Consider the following 14392-nt stretch of genomic DNA (forward strand, 5'->3'; position numbering starts at 1 on the left):
CAGAGCGAAGGGTGCTGCGCCATCAGCCAAGCAACCGGGCAGCCTCCTTGGCGTGATAGGTGATGATCAGATCGGCCCCGGCTCGCTTCATTCCGAGCAGTGTTTCGAGCATCACCCGGTCGCCATCGATCCAGTCCTTCTCGGCGGCTGCCTTGATCATCGAATATTCGCCGGAGACATTATAGGCAACCAGCGGCAGGTTGAAGCGCTCCTTGAGGTCGCGCAGGATATCGAGGTAGGCGAGCGCCGGCTTGACCATCAGGAAATCGGCGCACTCCTGAACATCGAGTTCGGCCTCGCGGAAAGCCTCGATCCGGTTGGCCGGATCCATCTGGTAGCTGCGTCGGTCACCGAACTGCGGCGTCGAATCGGCCGCATCACGGAACGGGCCATAGTAGGCACTGGCATATTTGACTGCATAACTCATCACCGGGATGTGACTGAATCCATTGGCATCAAGGATTTCACGGATCGCAGCCACCCGGCCATCCATCATGTCCGAGGGGGCGACAATATCGGCGCCGGACCGGGCATGGGAAAGGGCTTCTGCCGCCAATAAGCCAAGGGTCTCATCGTTGTCGACGTCGCCATCCTTGATGACGCCGCAATGCCCGTGGTCGGTATATTCACACATGCAGACATCGGTGATGACAGTCAGTTCCGGAACCTCTTTTTTGATCGCCCGGATCGTTTCCTGGATGATGCCGTTGTCGCTGTAGGCGTCCTGGCCGACCGGATCCTTGTGCTCCGGAATACCGAAGAGGATGACCGCCGGGATACCGAGCTGATAAACCTCTCTGGCCTCGGCGACAATATGCTCGATCGATTGCTGGTAGATTCCCGGCATCGACGGGATTTCTTTTTTGATGTTTTTGCCAAAAGCGCTGAACATCGGATAGATCAGGTCATCCACCCGCAGGTGGGTCTCCCGGACCATCCGGCGAAAATTGTGGTTGCGCCGCATCCGGCGGCCTCGATATTCGGGAAAAAACATGGTTATGCTCCTTACTCGGCCGGGTTGGCAACCGGCCTGTTAAAATAGTCTGTGATCGCTTCCAGCATGGCATCAAGAGTCGACTCTTCGGGCTCGACGACAACATCAAGACCAGCTTCATGTGCAGTTTTGGTGGTCAGGGGACCGATTGAAGCCACCGGAAAAGTTTGCACCCGGAGTTTGTTTTCAGTATCGAGCAAGGCCATCAGGTTGCTGACGGTTGACGACGCACTGAATGTCATCAGGTCGAGACCGTCAGCCAGGACCGCCTCGAGCCTCGGCGCTGAACCGGGCGGCACAATACTGCGGTAGGCAATCGGGGCATCGACGATCCCTCACGCTTCGGTCAACTGCTCCGGGATGACATCGCGGGCCCGTTCGGCTTTCGGGTAGAGAATCCTCTTGCCGGCGACCTGGTCGCGCAGCAGGGAAATAATCCCTTCGGCCCGGAAATCTCCCGGCATCATATCGGCTTTCAGCCCGAATTTTATCATGGACTCAGCTGTTTTCGGTCCGACGGCGACCAGCCTGACATGACACAGTTGCCGGACATCTTTTCCGAGCGCGGCCAGACGATGCATAAAGGCATCAACGGCGTTGACTGAGGTCAGCACCAGGTAATCGGTTTCGGCCAATCGTTCAATCGCCGCATCAAGGTCGAAGTATGAATCGGGCGGTACGATCTCGATCATCGGACAAAGGACCGGTTCGGCCCCGAGTTCAAGCAGGCGCTGGCTGAACTCCCCGGCCTGATTTGCGGCCCGGGTGACCAGGATTCTTTTTCCAAACAACGGCCGATTATCGAACCAGCGCAATGACTCGCGAAAGTTGACGACCTCACCGACGAAGATCAGGGCCGGTGGCCTGAACTCCTCATGCCGGACCATCTCTGCGATATTAGCGAGCGTACCGCTCAGAGTCTGTTGCTGCGGAGTTGTCGCACAGCGGATAACCGCTACCGGCGTATCCGGATTGCGACCATGCGCGATCAGCTGTTCCGAGATGTTTTCCAGGTTGGTCAGCCCCATGTAAAAAACCAGGGTGCCGACGGCGGTCGCCAGTTTTTCCCAATCAAGGCTCGAGAGTTTCTTCGTCGGATCCTCGTGCCCGGTAATAAAACCGAGGCTGGTCGTACAGTCTCGATGGGTCAACGGAATACCGGCATACGCTGCGGCTGCAACGGCGGCAGTCACGCCCGGGACAACTTCAAAGGGAATACCTGCTTTGGCCAGCGCCATCGCCTCCTCGCCGACCCGACCGAAGATAAAAGGATCGCCCCCCTTGAGCCGGGCAATGGTCAGGCCGGCACTCGCCTTTTCGAGCAACAGCTGATTAATCTTTTCCTGCGGGTAATGGTGCAGGCCCTTGCGCTTGCCGACATAAATGTGTTCGGCGGCGGGTGCCTGTTCGAGAAAGAGTGGATTAGCCAGGTAATCATAGATGATGACATCGGCCTGACGCAGACAGTCGAGCCCCTTGACGGTCATCAGCCCCGGATCTCCCGGCCCGGCCCCTATGAGGTAGACGTAGCCCTGTTGCTCGGTCATGCGTGGTTCCCTTGCCCGCCCGGGGCAAAAATGGCAGGATAGTTCTGCCCCTGTGAAACCTGTTCTCTGTCAAAGGTTGATCAAAAGCGCCCAGATGCCAGGCGCCCGCGGGCCGAGGAGTGAGGCGTAGCGCAAGCTACGTCGCAGCGACTCGGTCAAGGGCAACGCCGCAGATGGGTGTTTTTCATCAACCGCCTAGACGTCTTCCTTTTCGACGTTAAACGTCTCGCTGTTGTACACCTCGTTGAGGATTTCGCCGGCCCCCTGAATCAACAGGTCATCGGCCAGAGAGATCCCGAGTTTTTCAGATTCTTCAACAGATCCGGAAACCGTTTTCTTGAGACATCTGACGCCCTCGCAGTCGGAGACGAAACCGGTCAGGGTGAGCTCCGATCCATCAACCGTACCGTGACAGGCGATCGGAACCTGGCAGCCACCTTCGAGGCGTCGCAGGAAAGCCCGTTCGCCACGTACCGCCCGGTCGGTTTCCGGGTGATTGAAAAAATCGATCAGGCTGTTGGTCTCATCATCATCGATACGGCTCTCGAGACCGAGGGCGCCCTGGCCAATCGCCGGAATCGACACATCGACCGGCAGATACTCGCTGATCTGGCTCGTGAAGCCGAGGCGCTTCATGCCGGCGGAAGCGAGAATCACCGCATCGAGGTTGTCCTCGGTCAGCTTGCGGATCCGGGTTTGAACGTTGCCACGGATATCAATCATCTGCAGGTCAGGGCGCAGATGCAGCAACTGGGCCTTGCGCCGCAGGGCCGAGGTGCCGATGCGGGCGCCCTGGGGCAGGTCTCTCCAGGTCGAAACGCCGGGGCGAAGGATAGTAATGTCACGGCAATCCTCACGCTCAGTGATGCAGCGCAAGGCCAGACCTTTCGGGAAGATGGTCGGGACATCCTTCATCGAGTGCACGGCGATGTCAGTCTCATTGCGCAGCATCGACTCCTGCAGCTCCTTGGTAAACAACCCCTTGCCGCCGACCATCGCCAGCGGCACATCGAGAATCTTGTCGCCCTGGGTTTTGATCTTGGTCAGGGTGACTTCAAGATCGGGGTAACGCTTTTCGAGTTCGGACTTGACCCAATTGGCCTGCCAGAGGGCGAGGGCGCTGGCGCGAGTGCCGATACGTAAAACCTTTTTAGCCATTCTGATTCACCTGTTCCTTATATAGTCAATTACGTTAATCAAGATTGGTTGTCTTCGAGCTCATCGTTTTCTGCCGCTTCATCGGAGTCGGGCGGAGCCAGATCGAACAAGGCCCGAACCGCATCGACGTAGGCATCGCCGGACGAATCATCCTCACTCTGCTTAAGCATCGAGATCGGTTGATGTAAAAGCTTGTTGATAATCGCCGAGGTCATCGCCTCGATTGATTTCTGTTCCTTTTTGCCGATGCCGTTGAGGCGGCCCAGGGTTTTTTCAATTTCAGCCTTCCGGACCTCTTCAAACTTCTTGCGCAGCGCAACAATGGTCGGGACGACATCGAGGGTTCCGAGCCAACGGTAGAACTGGCCAATTTCCTGGTCGATGATTGCCTCGGCTTTTTTCGCCTCTTTCTGCCGTTCCTTGAGGTTGGCCTGCACCACCTCCTGCAGATCATCAACATCATAGAGGTAGATATTGGCAATGTCGTTGACCTTTGGCTCAATATCACGCGGCACGGCAATATCAATCAGGAACATAGGTCGATTCTTCCGTTTTTTGATGACCTCTTCCATTTTCTTGTGCCCGAGGATGAAATTCGGAGCCCCGGTCGAGGTCAGAACGATATCGGCCTGATGAAGATACTCGGTAAAATCCTCAAACGGGACCGGCCGACCGTTGAATTCTACGGCGAGTTTTTCGGCCCGCTCAAAGGTCCGGTTGGTAACCATAACCGATGAGACACCGTTGTTGATGAAATGTCGCGCCGCCAGTTCACACATTTCACCGGCTCCGATCAGCATGACCGTCTTGTTGTCGAGTGTTCCGAAAATCTTGCGGGCCAGTTCAACTGCGGCAAAAGAGACCGATACGGCGTTACTGGCGATGTCGGTTTCGGTCCGGACCCTTTTGGCAACGGAAAAAGCCTTGTGCAGAAACCGATTGAGGATCAGGCCGGCGGTCTTGAATTCCGAGGCATGGCCATAAGCGGTCTTGATCTGACCGAGGATCTGTGGTTCACCGAGAACCATCGAATCGAGGCTCGAGGCAACCCGGAAAACATGGCGGATCGCTTCTTCACCCTGGTAATCATAAAGATGGTCTTCCAGTGCGTCGGCCTCAAGTTGGTGAAACTCGGCCATGAAGCGCCTGAGTTGAATAACACAGCTTTCGACATCGCGGCTGGTCGCATAAATCTCGACCCGGTTGCAGGTCGAGACAATGACCGCCTCGGCAACCGTGCTGAGGCCAACAACCTGATGCAGCGGTTCCTGCATGGCGGTCGGAGCGAACGCGACTTTTTCGCGTATATCTACCGGGGCGGTTTTATGACTGAGCCCCACGACAATGATATTCATACAATCAAATCCGGATCGCGCCAGGGCTACTGCAGGCCCTGAATCGCCTTGAAACTGTGTTCAGCTGACATCAGAAGGTTGACCGCCAGCAGAGAAAAGACCAAACATGCAAAACCGATAATGGCGAAGAGCGCTGCCCGCCGCCCACGCCAGCCGATGGTTAATCGACCATGCAACAGTGCCGCGTAGAGGAACCAGGTGATCAGGGCCCAGGTTTCCTTCGGATCCCAGCGCCAGTATCCGCCCCATGCCTGGTTGGCCCAGACCGCACCGGAGATGATTCCCATTGTCATCAGCGGGAAACCGAAAGTCAGGCAACGGTAATTAATCGTATCGAGGACCTCGAGTGACGGCAGTCGATGATACAGACTCGAGATTTTTTTACTCTTCAGGACCCTCTCCTGCAGCAGGTAAATCACCCCGGCAATAGCGGCCAGGGAAAACACGGCATAACCGAGAAAGGCGAGACTGACATGAATCGGAAACCACCAGCTGTCGAGCATCGGATTCGGGGCCGTCACGGCCTTCGGTACAGCCGAGCCGATAATCATCAGCACAACCGCAAGCGGGCCGACAAAAGCACCGAGGATTGCCAGTCGATAACGAAAGTCAAACAGGAAATAGATTCCGACCACGGTCCAGGCAAAGAAGGAAAGGGCTTCATGCAGATTGGCTACCGGAGTCTGGCCAGCTTCAAAATAACGGACCCCCAGAGTGACCAGGTGAACCAAAAAACCACCGGCAAGGACCCATCGCGCCGCCTTGCCGAACTTTTCGCGGCGGGACAGAACATCAAGCAGGAAAAAAACTGTCGCTACAAAATAGAACAACAGCGCGATTTTGAATAACAGGATATTGGAACTCATGGCGAATCCTTTGGCAGGCTGATTCCGAGATCAGCCAGCGAATAGCCGTTGCCGAATTCCGCAGTCACCAGCTGATCGACCCCGGATGAATCAAAGTTCTCAATCATTGTCAGAATCCCACCGCTGACAAGATTTTGCAAAACCTGTTGATTGTACGCGGCTTTATGATCTGATGTCAACAGCCTGGCCCGCAGTTCACCGGCAATCTCAAGGAAGATTTGCCAGGCATCCGGGAGCAGGATTTCGACTTCGTCTCTGACCATGGCGGCTATCGCCGGCGAAACACCGCCGCTCGAGACAGCGATCGACAAGTTCCCCCGGCTGAAACTGGCCGGGACCGTAAAATCGCTCGCCGCCGGATCATCGGCAACATTCACCGGGATGCCCAGGGCGCGGGCGGCTTCGGCGACCGCCCGGTTGACCTGCTGATTGTTGGTGGCGGCAAAAACGAGACTGGCACCATCCAGATCATACTGCCGGAAAGCACGGTTAATCATCGTGGCTCCGGCAGGGGTATCAACCCGGTCCCGGGCAGGATCGATCAGAATGACGTCGGCCGATACTTCACATAATCGGCGGGCCTTACGCAAACCGACCGGGCCGGCACCGACCACCACGCAGCGTTTGCCGGCGAGCTGCAGTACCACGGGATAATCAGATACCAAAGAGTTCTCCTTCAACCAGTTCGCACAAAAGGCTTCCCAGAAAGACAGCCGCCTCGATGCCCCTGGCCTGGGAAACCTGGGGAAAGCAGAAGAGATAGTCCGGCTCGCCGTCGGCATTGTCGGTGCACAAACAAATATTGCCGACGGTGCACTCCAGCGAACGGGCAAACTGGATGGCCTCCCGGATCGCCGCATCGTGCCGTAAATCGTCAAACACCAGCAGGACATCTTCCGGCCGGGCCAGTGTCCGTAACTGTCGGACAAAATACTGGTCACTCTGGCCGTCGCTGGCAAGCGCGGTACCGAGAACGGCATTCTGGCAAAGGGAAATCGCCGGGAGCATCGGCCGATCAATTGAAAGCCGGTGACTGAACAGGTTGGCAACAAGATTAGCCACGGCGCCAAGGGTTCCGCTGCCGACGACGATCAGGCGGCCATCATTGTTGAACGATTTGACGACATCCCTGGCAAACGCCTGAAAGGATTCGGCATGGGTTACCAGAATTTCGTTTAGCAGCACTTTCTGGTCTTCGGCCGCCCGGACCACCTTGTCATGAATCATAAAACCCCCGTATTGTTCGCATTTCAGGCATGATATGAACCCGGCACCGCCATGTCAAGGCGAGCGTCAGAATTATACCGAAATATTTAATTCTTGATTTTTTTCAGCTGTAATCTATGATGACAGCACAGGTAACAATAAATTATGTGCAGTAGGTTAAAGGAGAGAAAAATGGCAAGCGACAATGTTGTACAACTTTCGGATGATGCATTTGAAGCGGATGTTCTGCAATCCTCGGTACCGGTTCTGGTTGATTTCTGGGCCTCATGGTGCGCACCCTGCAAAGCGATCAGCCCGGTAGTTGACGAACTGGCCGAAGAGTACGATGGCCAGATCAAGATCGGCAAGCTGAACGTTGATGAGAACCCGGCAACACCGGGACAGTTCGGTGTCCGCGGCATTCCGACCCTGATCCTGTTCAAGGACGGTCAGGTCGTCGACCAGGTGGTTGGTGCCGTTCCGAAGAACCAGCTCGAGGGACTGATCAAAAAGGCGCTGTAAACTACATCCAAAATACAAAATATGAGAGGCCCGCTCCATGGAGCGGGCCTTTTTATTTTGAAAAATATGCCGCCAGACCACCAAGGAAAGGCAGTAACTCTCTAACGGAGAGCCGGAGAGATGGAGAGTAAACGGGACAATCGGCCCCAAGCAAAGGGGCAATGCTCACCTGCTTTTATCGGTTTTGTCCTTCTCTGCGTCTTTGCGCCTCTCCGTTAAAACAGGTTTCGGGGTTGTTGCTCTTCGTGACCTTGGTGTCTTGGTGGCAAACAGGATCTTCACTGTTATTCATCCGCATCACGCAGGCGACGGAAGATCTCCCGGTAGGCTCTCTTGTCGCCACCATGCCGGACCGACCTGACCAGCCTTTGCAGCGCCTTGCGATCGACTGACGGAAACCGGTCGGCAACGATGTTGAGCGCCTCTTCATGTCCGTCCTCTGAACAGAGCTGCTCGCGCAGTTTTTCCAGATCGTGCTGCGCCGTCGTTTCCTGACCATGCTGCAGGTCAAACCGGTTCAGTGCCTCCTCCAGCGCTTGCCGCGCTCCATCATCACGCCGGAGCAGGCCGGCAAAATGTTTCAGGGAACGTTTGCGTGAACTATGCCCTTTGGTCTGGCGTACTTCAAGCAACTCATCCCGGAGTTCGTCCTCGAGAGGCAGGTTCGGCAATTCGGCTTCCGGAAGCGCAACCAGCCGCTCGGCGATCTTTTCAATAGCCTTGGCCTCCCGCTTCTTGGCTGACCGACCGCGGCCTTCGCTCCGCGGTTCTTCTTCGTAGTATTCATCCATCAGAATTCTTTTCGGCTGTCGAGCAGCATAGTGACCGGCCCATCGTTGACCAGTTGTACTTTCATCTCGGCCCGGAAAACCCCGGTCGCGACGTCAAGATCGAGGTTGTGCAGGCAGGAGACAAAATATTCGTAGAGGCTGTTCGCCCGCTCCGGCGGGGCCGCCGCACTGAAGCCGGGGCGCCGCCCCTTGCGGCAATCGCCGTAGAGCGTAAATTGCGAGATCGCCAGTATCGACCCGCCAACATCCGCAACCGCCAGATTCATCTTGCCGTCTGCATCTTCAAATATCCGCAAACCGGAAATCTTGTCGGCAAGATAAAGAGCATCCTGCTCACTATCCTCCCGGCCGACTCCGAGCAGCACCAACAGCCCCCGGCCAATAGAACCGACAACCTTCCCGTCGACCTCGACCGCAGAGGAGGTCACCCGCTGGACAACCGCCCTCACCCGGCAAGCTCCCGCAACAGGGCCAGGTTCTTGAGATCCCACTCGTTGTCATCCCCCTTCGGAGTCTCGAGAATTTTCGGCACGTCGTGAAAACGGGAATCCCGCATCAGGGCGCGAAAACCGTCACGACCGATAAAGCCCTCACCGAGCTGCTCATGCCGGTCGACCCGGGAAGCGAGCGGTTTTTTGGCGTCATTGACATGAAAGGCCCTGATCAGCTCAACCCCGATCAGGCGATCGAACTCGGCCATCACCTCGGCAAAACCCTCCTCGCTCGACAAATCATAGCCGGCGGCAAAAGCATGGCAGGTGTCGAAGCAGACCCCGAACCGCCCGTCCGGCACGCCTTCGAGAATGGTCGCCAGATGCTCGAACCGCCAGCCGAGATTGGTCCCCTGCCCGGCCGTGTTTTCAATCAGCACCATGACATCATCCGGTGTTTCGACAAAGATCTCCTTAAAGGCGGTACAGACCTTTTCCAGACCGGCCTCTTCCCCTTCACCGAGGTGCGAACCGGGATGCATGACCAGGCCCTCGATGCCGAGCTTCGAACAACGCTCGATCTCGTCGGCAAACGCTGCTTTCGATTTCGACCACTTGGTCTGGTCAGTCGCTGCCAGGTTGATCAGGTAGGTATCGTGAGCGATGACCGGTCCGATCGGGCTCTTGTCCCGGGCCTCCCGGAATAATTGCGCGTCGTCATCACTGATCGGTTTGGCCTTCCACTGGCTGGCATTCTTGGTAAAAACCTGCATCGCCGTGCAACCGACCTCTTCGCCGCGCGGAAAGGCGAGATGCAGGCCGCCGGCAATTGACATATGCGCCCCGATCGGCTGACTGAATTGTTCACTCATCTAATGCTGTCTCCTTCAGGCGGCAAGCCAGCCGCAAATAACCGAAGCGGCGGCGCTGGCAGTTTCGACGTGCGCATCAAAGCGTCTGTCCGGCTCCAGTTCGCGCACAAGAACGGTCTTCATTCCCATCTCCCTGGCCGTCAGCAGGTTCTCGATGGAATCTTCAACCATGACGCTCCGGTCCGGTTTACAACCGACCTTGCGCATGACTTCACGATAAGAATCCGGAAATGGTTTCGGCTGATAGGCGGCAATCCGGATATCGAAAATCTCTTCGAATTGTTCGGCGATCCCGAGGCAGGCCAGTACCCGCTCGGCATGGGCCCGGGAGCCGTTGGTAAAGACATAACAGGGCGACTCGATCGCCGCCAGCCGATCGCACAATTCGGGGTCGGGCAGAATCCGTTCATGGACATTCACATCGTGCACGTAATCGAGATAATCCTCGGCATCGACTCCATGGTGCCGGATCAGCCCCTGCAGGGTCACGCCGTAATCGGCCCAGTAGCGACGCCGCAGGCCATCGACATCGGCCGGGGCGATCCCGACAATATCGGACATGTAGCGGTTGATCCGTACATCGATCAGCGAAAAAAGTTCGCGCTCCGGGTGGTAGAGCGTATTGTCGAGATCAAAAAGTATTGCGTCCATAATTCGAAACCAAAGCAGGCCACCAAGTCACGAAGAGCACCAAGAAAATCAGAACCTTAAAATCTGGTTTAACGGAGAGTCGGAGAGACGCAGAGTGGAACAAAAATCAATTGTATCTTAATATCTGAAGTTGGCTTTCCTCTTTTCTCTCCAACTCTCCATCTCTCCGTTAAAAATTCTTGGCCTTTCTTGGTGTCCTTCGTGTCTTCGTGGCTAAATCTCTTTCAGCTTTTCCTTTATCTTCTCAATCCGCTTTTTATATTCGGCCGGCGACAAAAGCACCTCGTCATGCGGCTCGGCCCAGATCGGTTGCGGCCAGAGCGGGTCGGTTTCGAACCGGGGAACCAGGTGCCAGTGCATGTGCGGGACCATGTTGCCGAGCAGTTCGTAGTTCATTTTTGCCGGTTGAAAGATTTCGGCCAGCACCTCGGCCACCCGGTTGACTTCATCGATGATTGCGTGCCGCCGCGACGGGTCGAGGTGGAACAGTTCGGTGATGTGCTCCCTGGTGAAAACAAAACTGTACCCGGGAAAAAACTGGTCACGATTGAGCATGACATAGCTGTGCTCAAACTCGGCAATCCGCAACTCCGCTTCATCGTGCCATTTGTGGCACATCCGGCAGTCGTTCATCGCGGTGCGTACTCGCCACTGAATACTTCAACTGCCGGACCGGTCATCAGCACTGTCCCCGCTTCGGTCCATTCAAGCTCAAGATCACCACCGAGCAGATGGTTGATGATTTTCCGTTCAGTCCGGCCGGTCAGGACGCCGGCGACCGTCACCGCCGAAGCGCCGGTGCCGCAGGCGAGAGTTTCCCCAGCGCCGCGTTCCCAGGTCCGTTGCCGGACTTCTGTCGCTGAAATAACTTCAACGAATTCGACATTGATTCTTTCTGGAAAAGTTTCGTGATTTTCGATGTATGGTCCGACGTCGGCCACCGGAAAATGGTCGACATCATCGACATAGATGACACAATGCGGATTCCCCATCGAAACACAGGTCGCGTTAAAGGTTTCGCCAGCGACCCTGATTTCAAAATTGACGGCCGATTCTTCTGCCGGCCCGGTCATCGGGATTTCATGACGCCTGGTTCGCGGCTCGCCCATGTTGACCTGGGCCTTTTCAACCAAGCCATCGGTTCCGATGAAGAGCTGTACCGGTAAAAGACCAGCACCCGTTTCGATCACCATCGTTTCCTTGCGCACCAGGTTATGGTCGAAGGAATACTTGGCAACACAACGGATTCCGTTACCGCACATCTCGGCCTCGCTGCCATCGGAATTAAACATCCGCATCCGGACGTCGGCCTGATCTGACGGAAGGATCAAGATCAGCCCGTCGGACCCGATTCCGAAATTACGATCCGAGATCTCTTTGGCAAGTCGCGCCGGGTCGTCAATCTCCTGATCGAAACAGTCAATATAGACGTAGTCGTTACCAGCCCCGTGCATCTTGGTAAATTGTATCGGCATGTTATCCGGTCCTTTCTGCAATGTGCAATTATAAAGGCAAAAGACCGTCAATCACAACCGGTCATTCTCATGTGCAAATTTGCACTCTCGGTTTCGACTGCTACTCTTGTTAAAAGAGAGGAGGCCAATATGCCGCATCTGCAATTCGAACTGAATTTCACTCCTTCGCCGGAAGAGAAAAAACAATTTGCCGCCAAGGTGGTCAATAACTTTGCCACTATCATGGACACCGGCACCGACCATATCGGCATTACCTATCGCTGTTACGACACCAACGATCTGGTGTTCGGCCGGGCCGAAAAACCTGAGGATGGGATCGCTTTTCTCAACGCCGATATCCGTCTCGGCCGAACCCGGGAGCAGAAACGCCAGCTCGCCCTGGCCATTATGAGCGATCTGCACGCAACCTGTGGAGTCCCGACCGCCAGCATTTACATTATTTACACCGAGCATGACGGCCCGCATTTCCAGCTCGATGACCGGGAGCTCCCCTCATGGAGCGAAGGCGAAGATCCTCTCGAATAATTTTGGACATCCGGCGTCAACCCCGCTATCATACTCATATCATTAACAATCAGGAGCAGTAACATGGCATTTAATCTTAAAACCAAGCTCTGGCAGACCGGAGCGCTCGACTGGTGGGGAATGATCGGCAATGAAGACGTATATCTCGGCAGCCGGGAATTCCCGCTTCCTCCGGAAGAGGGTGACACCTGGGTCGTCAAAAAAACCGGCGACCAGTTCAAGGTGATCGATGGAGCAATCGTCAAAACCGGAACCGTCGAGATCAGCCCGGAGCCATGGGAGGCATAATGGACCTTGAAATTATCCAGATACCGGCCGGCGATGCCGATAATTTTTCTTACCTCGTTTACTGCAAGGCAACCCGTGAAGGGCTTGCTATCGACCCCTCTTTCACACCGGAGCTTTTACTGGCTAAAGCGGCTGAGCAAGACGTTACCATCAAGATCCTCGGCAACACCCACGGTCATCGAGACCACATCTCCGGCAATGGCGAAATCCTCGAGGCAACCGGCGCCGAGCTGGCCGGCCATCCTGAGGACCTGCCGCAGGCCGATATCGCGCTCGAAGAAGGGAGCAAGCTTCATATCGGCAATGGGACGATCATGATCCTGCATACTCCCGGCCATACCCCCGGCTCGATTGTCTTTAAAACCGATAAGGCGATCATCACCGGCGACACCCTGTTCGTCTCGCGCTGCGGCAGGGCCGACCTGCCGGGAAGCAACGTCGAAGACCTTTACGAGAGCCTGCAGCGGTTACGGCAACTACCGACCGAGACGAAAGTTTTTCCGGGCCACGATTACGGACCGCAACCGTTCTCGACCATCGGCTGGGAACTGGAGAACAACGAGTTCCTCCGCTGCCCGGACCTCGAAAGCTTCATCAAGCTGAGAATGGGTTAAGCCATGAGTAAAAAAAATTGCGACGCCAACATGCCGATTGCCATCACCCTTGAACCGGGCACTTACTTCCGCTGCGTCTGCGGCCGTTCACAGAACCTGCCGTTCTGCGACGGCGGGCACAGGCGCAGTGACGATCTGCCGATCCGCTTCGAGATCGCAGAGAAAAAGAAAGTCTATATCTGCAGTTGCTGCAAATCAAATAACCAGCCGTTCTGTGACCAGACCTGCGGAGTCGATTTACCAGAGGAGAGATGAGTTCGACCGCGCCGACCGGCAGGAATCAAAATCTTTTACCGGAACTCTCTTTTCTGCTATTATTCCCTCTCAAACCAATCATTTCAATTGCTTACCAATCCCGGAAAGCATTGGACAACACAAGGAGGGCCGATGAAACGCCTACTATACCTGTTACTTCTCGCGAGTTTCGTTGCTTCGCTGACCGGCTGCAAAACAACCGGCGCAACCAAGAGCATCAAGGAACTATCACAAATCAACAAAGTTGCGGTTGTTTCGCTTACAGTCAGTGATTGGGGCGGATCGGTCAAAGGTGGCGGCATCGGCAGCAACATGCATCAAACCATGCAAAATGCAACTGACAGCCTGTTGAACTACACCGAAAAAGAACTGGCCAAGCAGTTCAATGTAGCCAGGGCTTCGTCATTCATCGGTTCGAATGGGTATAAAAAACAGACTGAAGAACTGAGCTTGACCGCCTACGTCCCGAATGTGAAAGGTAAACCTCTGGGGGTTTTCACACAAGACAGCCGCAGTCTGAAACGTGGTGACCTGGCGCCGGAAAAGGCCGCCGCCCTCTGTCAAAGTCTCGGTGTCGACGGGGTATTTCTGATCTTCTCGGAATGGACTGTTGCCACCGGAAAATTGGTTCCGACAAACAAGGCCCTGACCAAAAACATTGTATCGCTCTGGGATGCCGCCGGGAAAAAAGTCTTTACCCGCCGGGTCGACAAAGTCGGCTCCAAGGTGCTGGGCAGTATGGGTTTCAAGGCTGTCACCCCGGAAACGATTCCGGAATGGACCAGCACCTACAAGCAATCGCTTATGCAGATTCTCAACTGAAGCTATTGATCGTATAGCAC

Annotated in this window: 18 protein-coding genes and 1 pseudogene; 6 read left to right on the forward strand and 13 right to left on the reverse strand. The window is 55.5% G+C overall.

Going from position 1 to position 14392, the window contains the following annotated elements; translation table 11 throughout:
* Positions 1-22: 22 nt before the first annotated feature.
* The 7 genes and pseudogenes from C0623_12905 to C0623_12935 form a co-directional block, all read right to left on the reverse strand.
* The gene (locus tag C0623_12905; protein ID PLX98218.1) at positions 23-994 is read right to left on the reverse strand and encodes a porphobilinogen synthase; all 972 of its coding nucleotides are present in this window, start codon (positions 992-994) and stop codon (positions 23-25) included.
* Between the two features lie 11 nt (positions 995-1005).
* A pseudogene (cobA, locus tag C0623_12910) lies at positions 1006-2541 on the reverse strand (uroporphyrinogen-III C-methyltransferase).
* A gap of 195 nt (positions 2542-2736) precedes the next feature.
* The gene (locus C0623_12915) at positions 2737-3699 is read right to left on the reverse strand and encodes a hydroxymethylbilane synthase (GenBank protein ID PLX98219.1); all 963 of its coding nucleotides are present in this window, start codon (positions 3697-3699) and stop codon (positions 2737-2739) included.
* A 38-nt stretch (positions 3700-3737) separates the two neighbouring features.
* Complete coding sequence (locus C0623_12920; protein ID PLX98220.1) at positions 3738-5054, reverse strand: glutamyl-tRNA reductase; 1317 nt, start codon at positions 5052-5054, stop codon at positions 3738-3740.
* Positions 5055-5080: 26 nt separating this feature from the next.
* Entirely contained in the window at positions 5081-5920 is an 840-nt protein-coding gene (gene ccsB, locus C0623_12925; GenBank protein PLX98221.1) for a c-type cytochrome biogenesis protein CcsB, read from the reverse strand.
* Positions 5917-6813 carry a hypothetical protein gene (locus C0623_12930; protein ID PLX98222.1) on the reverse strand — a complete coding sequence of 299 codons (897 nt, stop codon included), beginning with the start codon at positions 6811-6813 and terminating at the stop codon, positions 5917-5919. Before C0623_12930 ends, ccsB begins: the two co-directional genes overlap by 4 nt.
* Positions 6575-7147, reverse strand: coding sequence for a hypothetical protein (locus C0623_12935; protein ID PLX98223.1), 573 nt, complete (start codon positions 7145-7147; stop codon positions 6575-6577). Before C0623_12935 ends, C0623_12930 begins: the two co-directional genes overlap by 239 nt.
* A 171-nt stretch (positions 7148-7318) precedes the next feature.
* Between C0623_12935 and trxA the strand changes: the two genes are divergently transcribed.
* Positions 7319-7648, forward strand: a complete 330-nt coding sequence (trxA, locus tag C0623_12940; GenBank protein ID PLX98224.1) for a thioredoxin — start codon at positions 7319-7321, stop codon at positions 7646-7648.
* Between the two features lie 284 nt (positions 7649-7932).
* On the opposite strand, the gene C0623_12945 is transcribed toward trxA, so the two are convergent.
* The 6 genes from C0623_12945 to C0623_12970 all read right to left on the reverse strand — a co-directional run bounded on the left by C0623_12945 (position 7933) and on the right by C0623_12970 (position 11862).
* Positions 7933-8439: a hypothetical protein gene (locus C0623_12945; GenBank protein PLX98225.1), complete on the reverse strand. Its 507-nt coding sequence runs from the start codon at positions 8437-8439 to the stop codon at positions 7933-7935.
* On the reverse strand, positions 8439-8888 hold the full coding sequence (locus C0623_12950; protein PLX98226.1) for a D-tyrosyl-tRNA(Tyr) deacylase: 450 nt from the start codon (positions 8886-8888) through the stop codon (positions 8439-8441). Before C0623_12950 ends, C0623_12945 begins: the two co-directional genes overlap by 1 nt.
* Positions 8885-9742, reverse strand: a complete 858-nt coding sequence (locus tag C0623_12955) for a deoxyribonuclease IV (protein PLX98227.1) — start codon at positions 9740-9742, stop codon at positions 8885-8887. Before C0623_12955 ends, C0623_12950 begins: the two co-directional genes overlap by 4 nt.
* A 15-nt stretch (positions 9743-9757) precedes the next feature.
* Positions 9758-10393: a pyrimidine 5'-nucleotidase gene (locus C0623_12960; GenBank protein PLX98228.1), complete on the reverse strand. Its 636-nt coding sequence runs from the start codon at positions 10391-10393 to the stop codon at positions 9758-9760.
* Between the two features lie 213 nt (positions 10394-10606).
* On the reverse strand, positions 10607-11026 hold the full coding sequence (locus C0623_12965) for an HIT family protein (protein PLX98229.1): 420 nt from the start codon (positions 11024-11026) through the stop codon (positions 10607-10609).
* Positions 11023-11862, reverse strand: a complete 840-nt coding sequence (locus C0623_12970; protein ID PLX98353.1) for a diaminopimelate epimerase — start codon at positions 11860-11862, stop codon at positions 11023-11025. The genes C0623_12965 and C0623_12970 overlap by 4 nt, the downstream gene beginning before the upstream one ends.
* 135 nt (positions 11863-11997) lie before the next feature.
* On the opposite strand from C0623_12970, the gene C0623_12975 reads away from it, so the two are divergent.
* The 5 genes from C0623_12975 (at position 11998) to C0623_12995 (ending at position 14372) form a co-directional block, all read left to right on the forward strand.
* Positions 11998-12393, forward strand: a complete 396-nt coding sequence (locus C0623_12975) for a tautomerase (GenBank protein PLX98230.1) — start codon at positions 11998-12000, stop codon at positions 12391-12393.
* Between the two features lie 63 nt (positions 12394-12456).
* On the forward strand, positions 12457-12681 hold the full coding sequence (locus tag C0623_12980) for a hypothetical protein (protein PLX98231.1): 225 nt from the start codon (positions 12457-12459) through the stop codon (positions 12679-12681).
* On the forward strand, positions 12669-13295 hold the full coding sequence (locus C0623_12985) for an MBL fold metallo-hydrolase (GenBank protein ID PLX98232.1): 627 nt from the start codon (positions 12669-12671) through the stop codon (positions 13293-13295). The genes C0623_12980 and C0623_12985 overlap by 13 nt, the downstream gene beginning before the upstream one ends.
* A gap of 3 nt (positions 13296-13298) precedes the next feature.
* The gene (locus C0623_12990) at positions 13299-13550 is read left to right on the forward strand and encodes a hypothetical protein (protein ID PLX98233.1); all 252 of its coding nucleotides are present in this window, start codon (positions 13299-13301) and stop codon (positions 13548-13550) included.
* A 132-nt stretch (positions 13551-13682) separates the two neighbouring features.
* Entirely contained in the window at positions 13683-14372 is a 690-nt protein-coding gene (locus C0623_12995; protein ID PLX98234.1) for a hypothetical protein, read from the forward strand.
* Positions 14373-14392: the final 20 nt, after the last annotated feature.

It is taken from the genome of Desulfuromonas sp. (assembly GCA_002869615.1).
Taxonomy (GTDB): Bacteria; Desulfobacterota; Desulfuromonadia; order Desulfuromonadales; family UBA2294; genus BM707.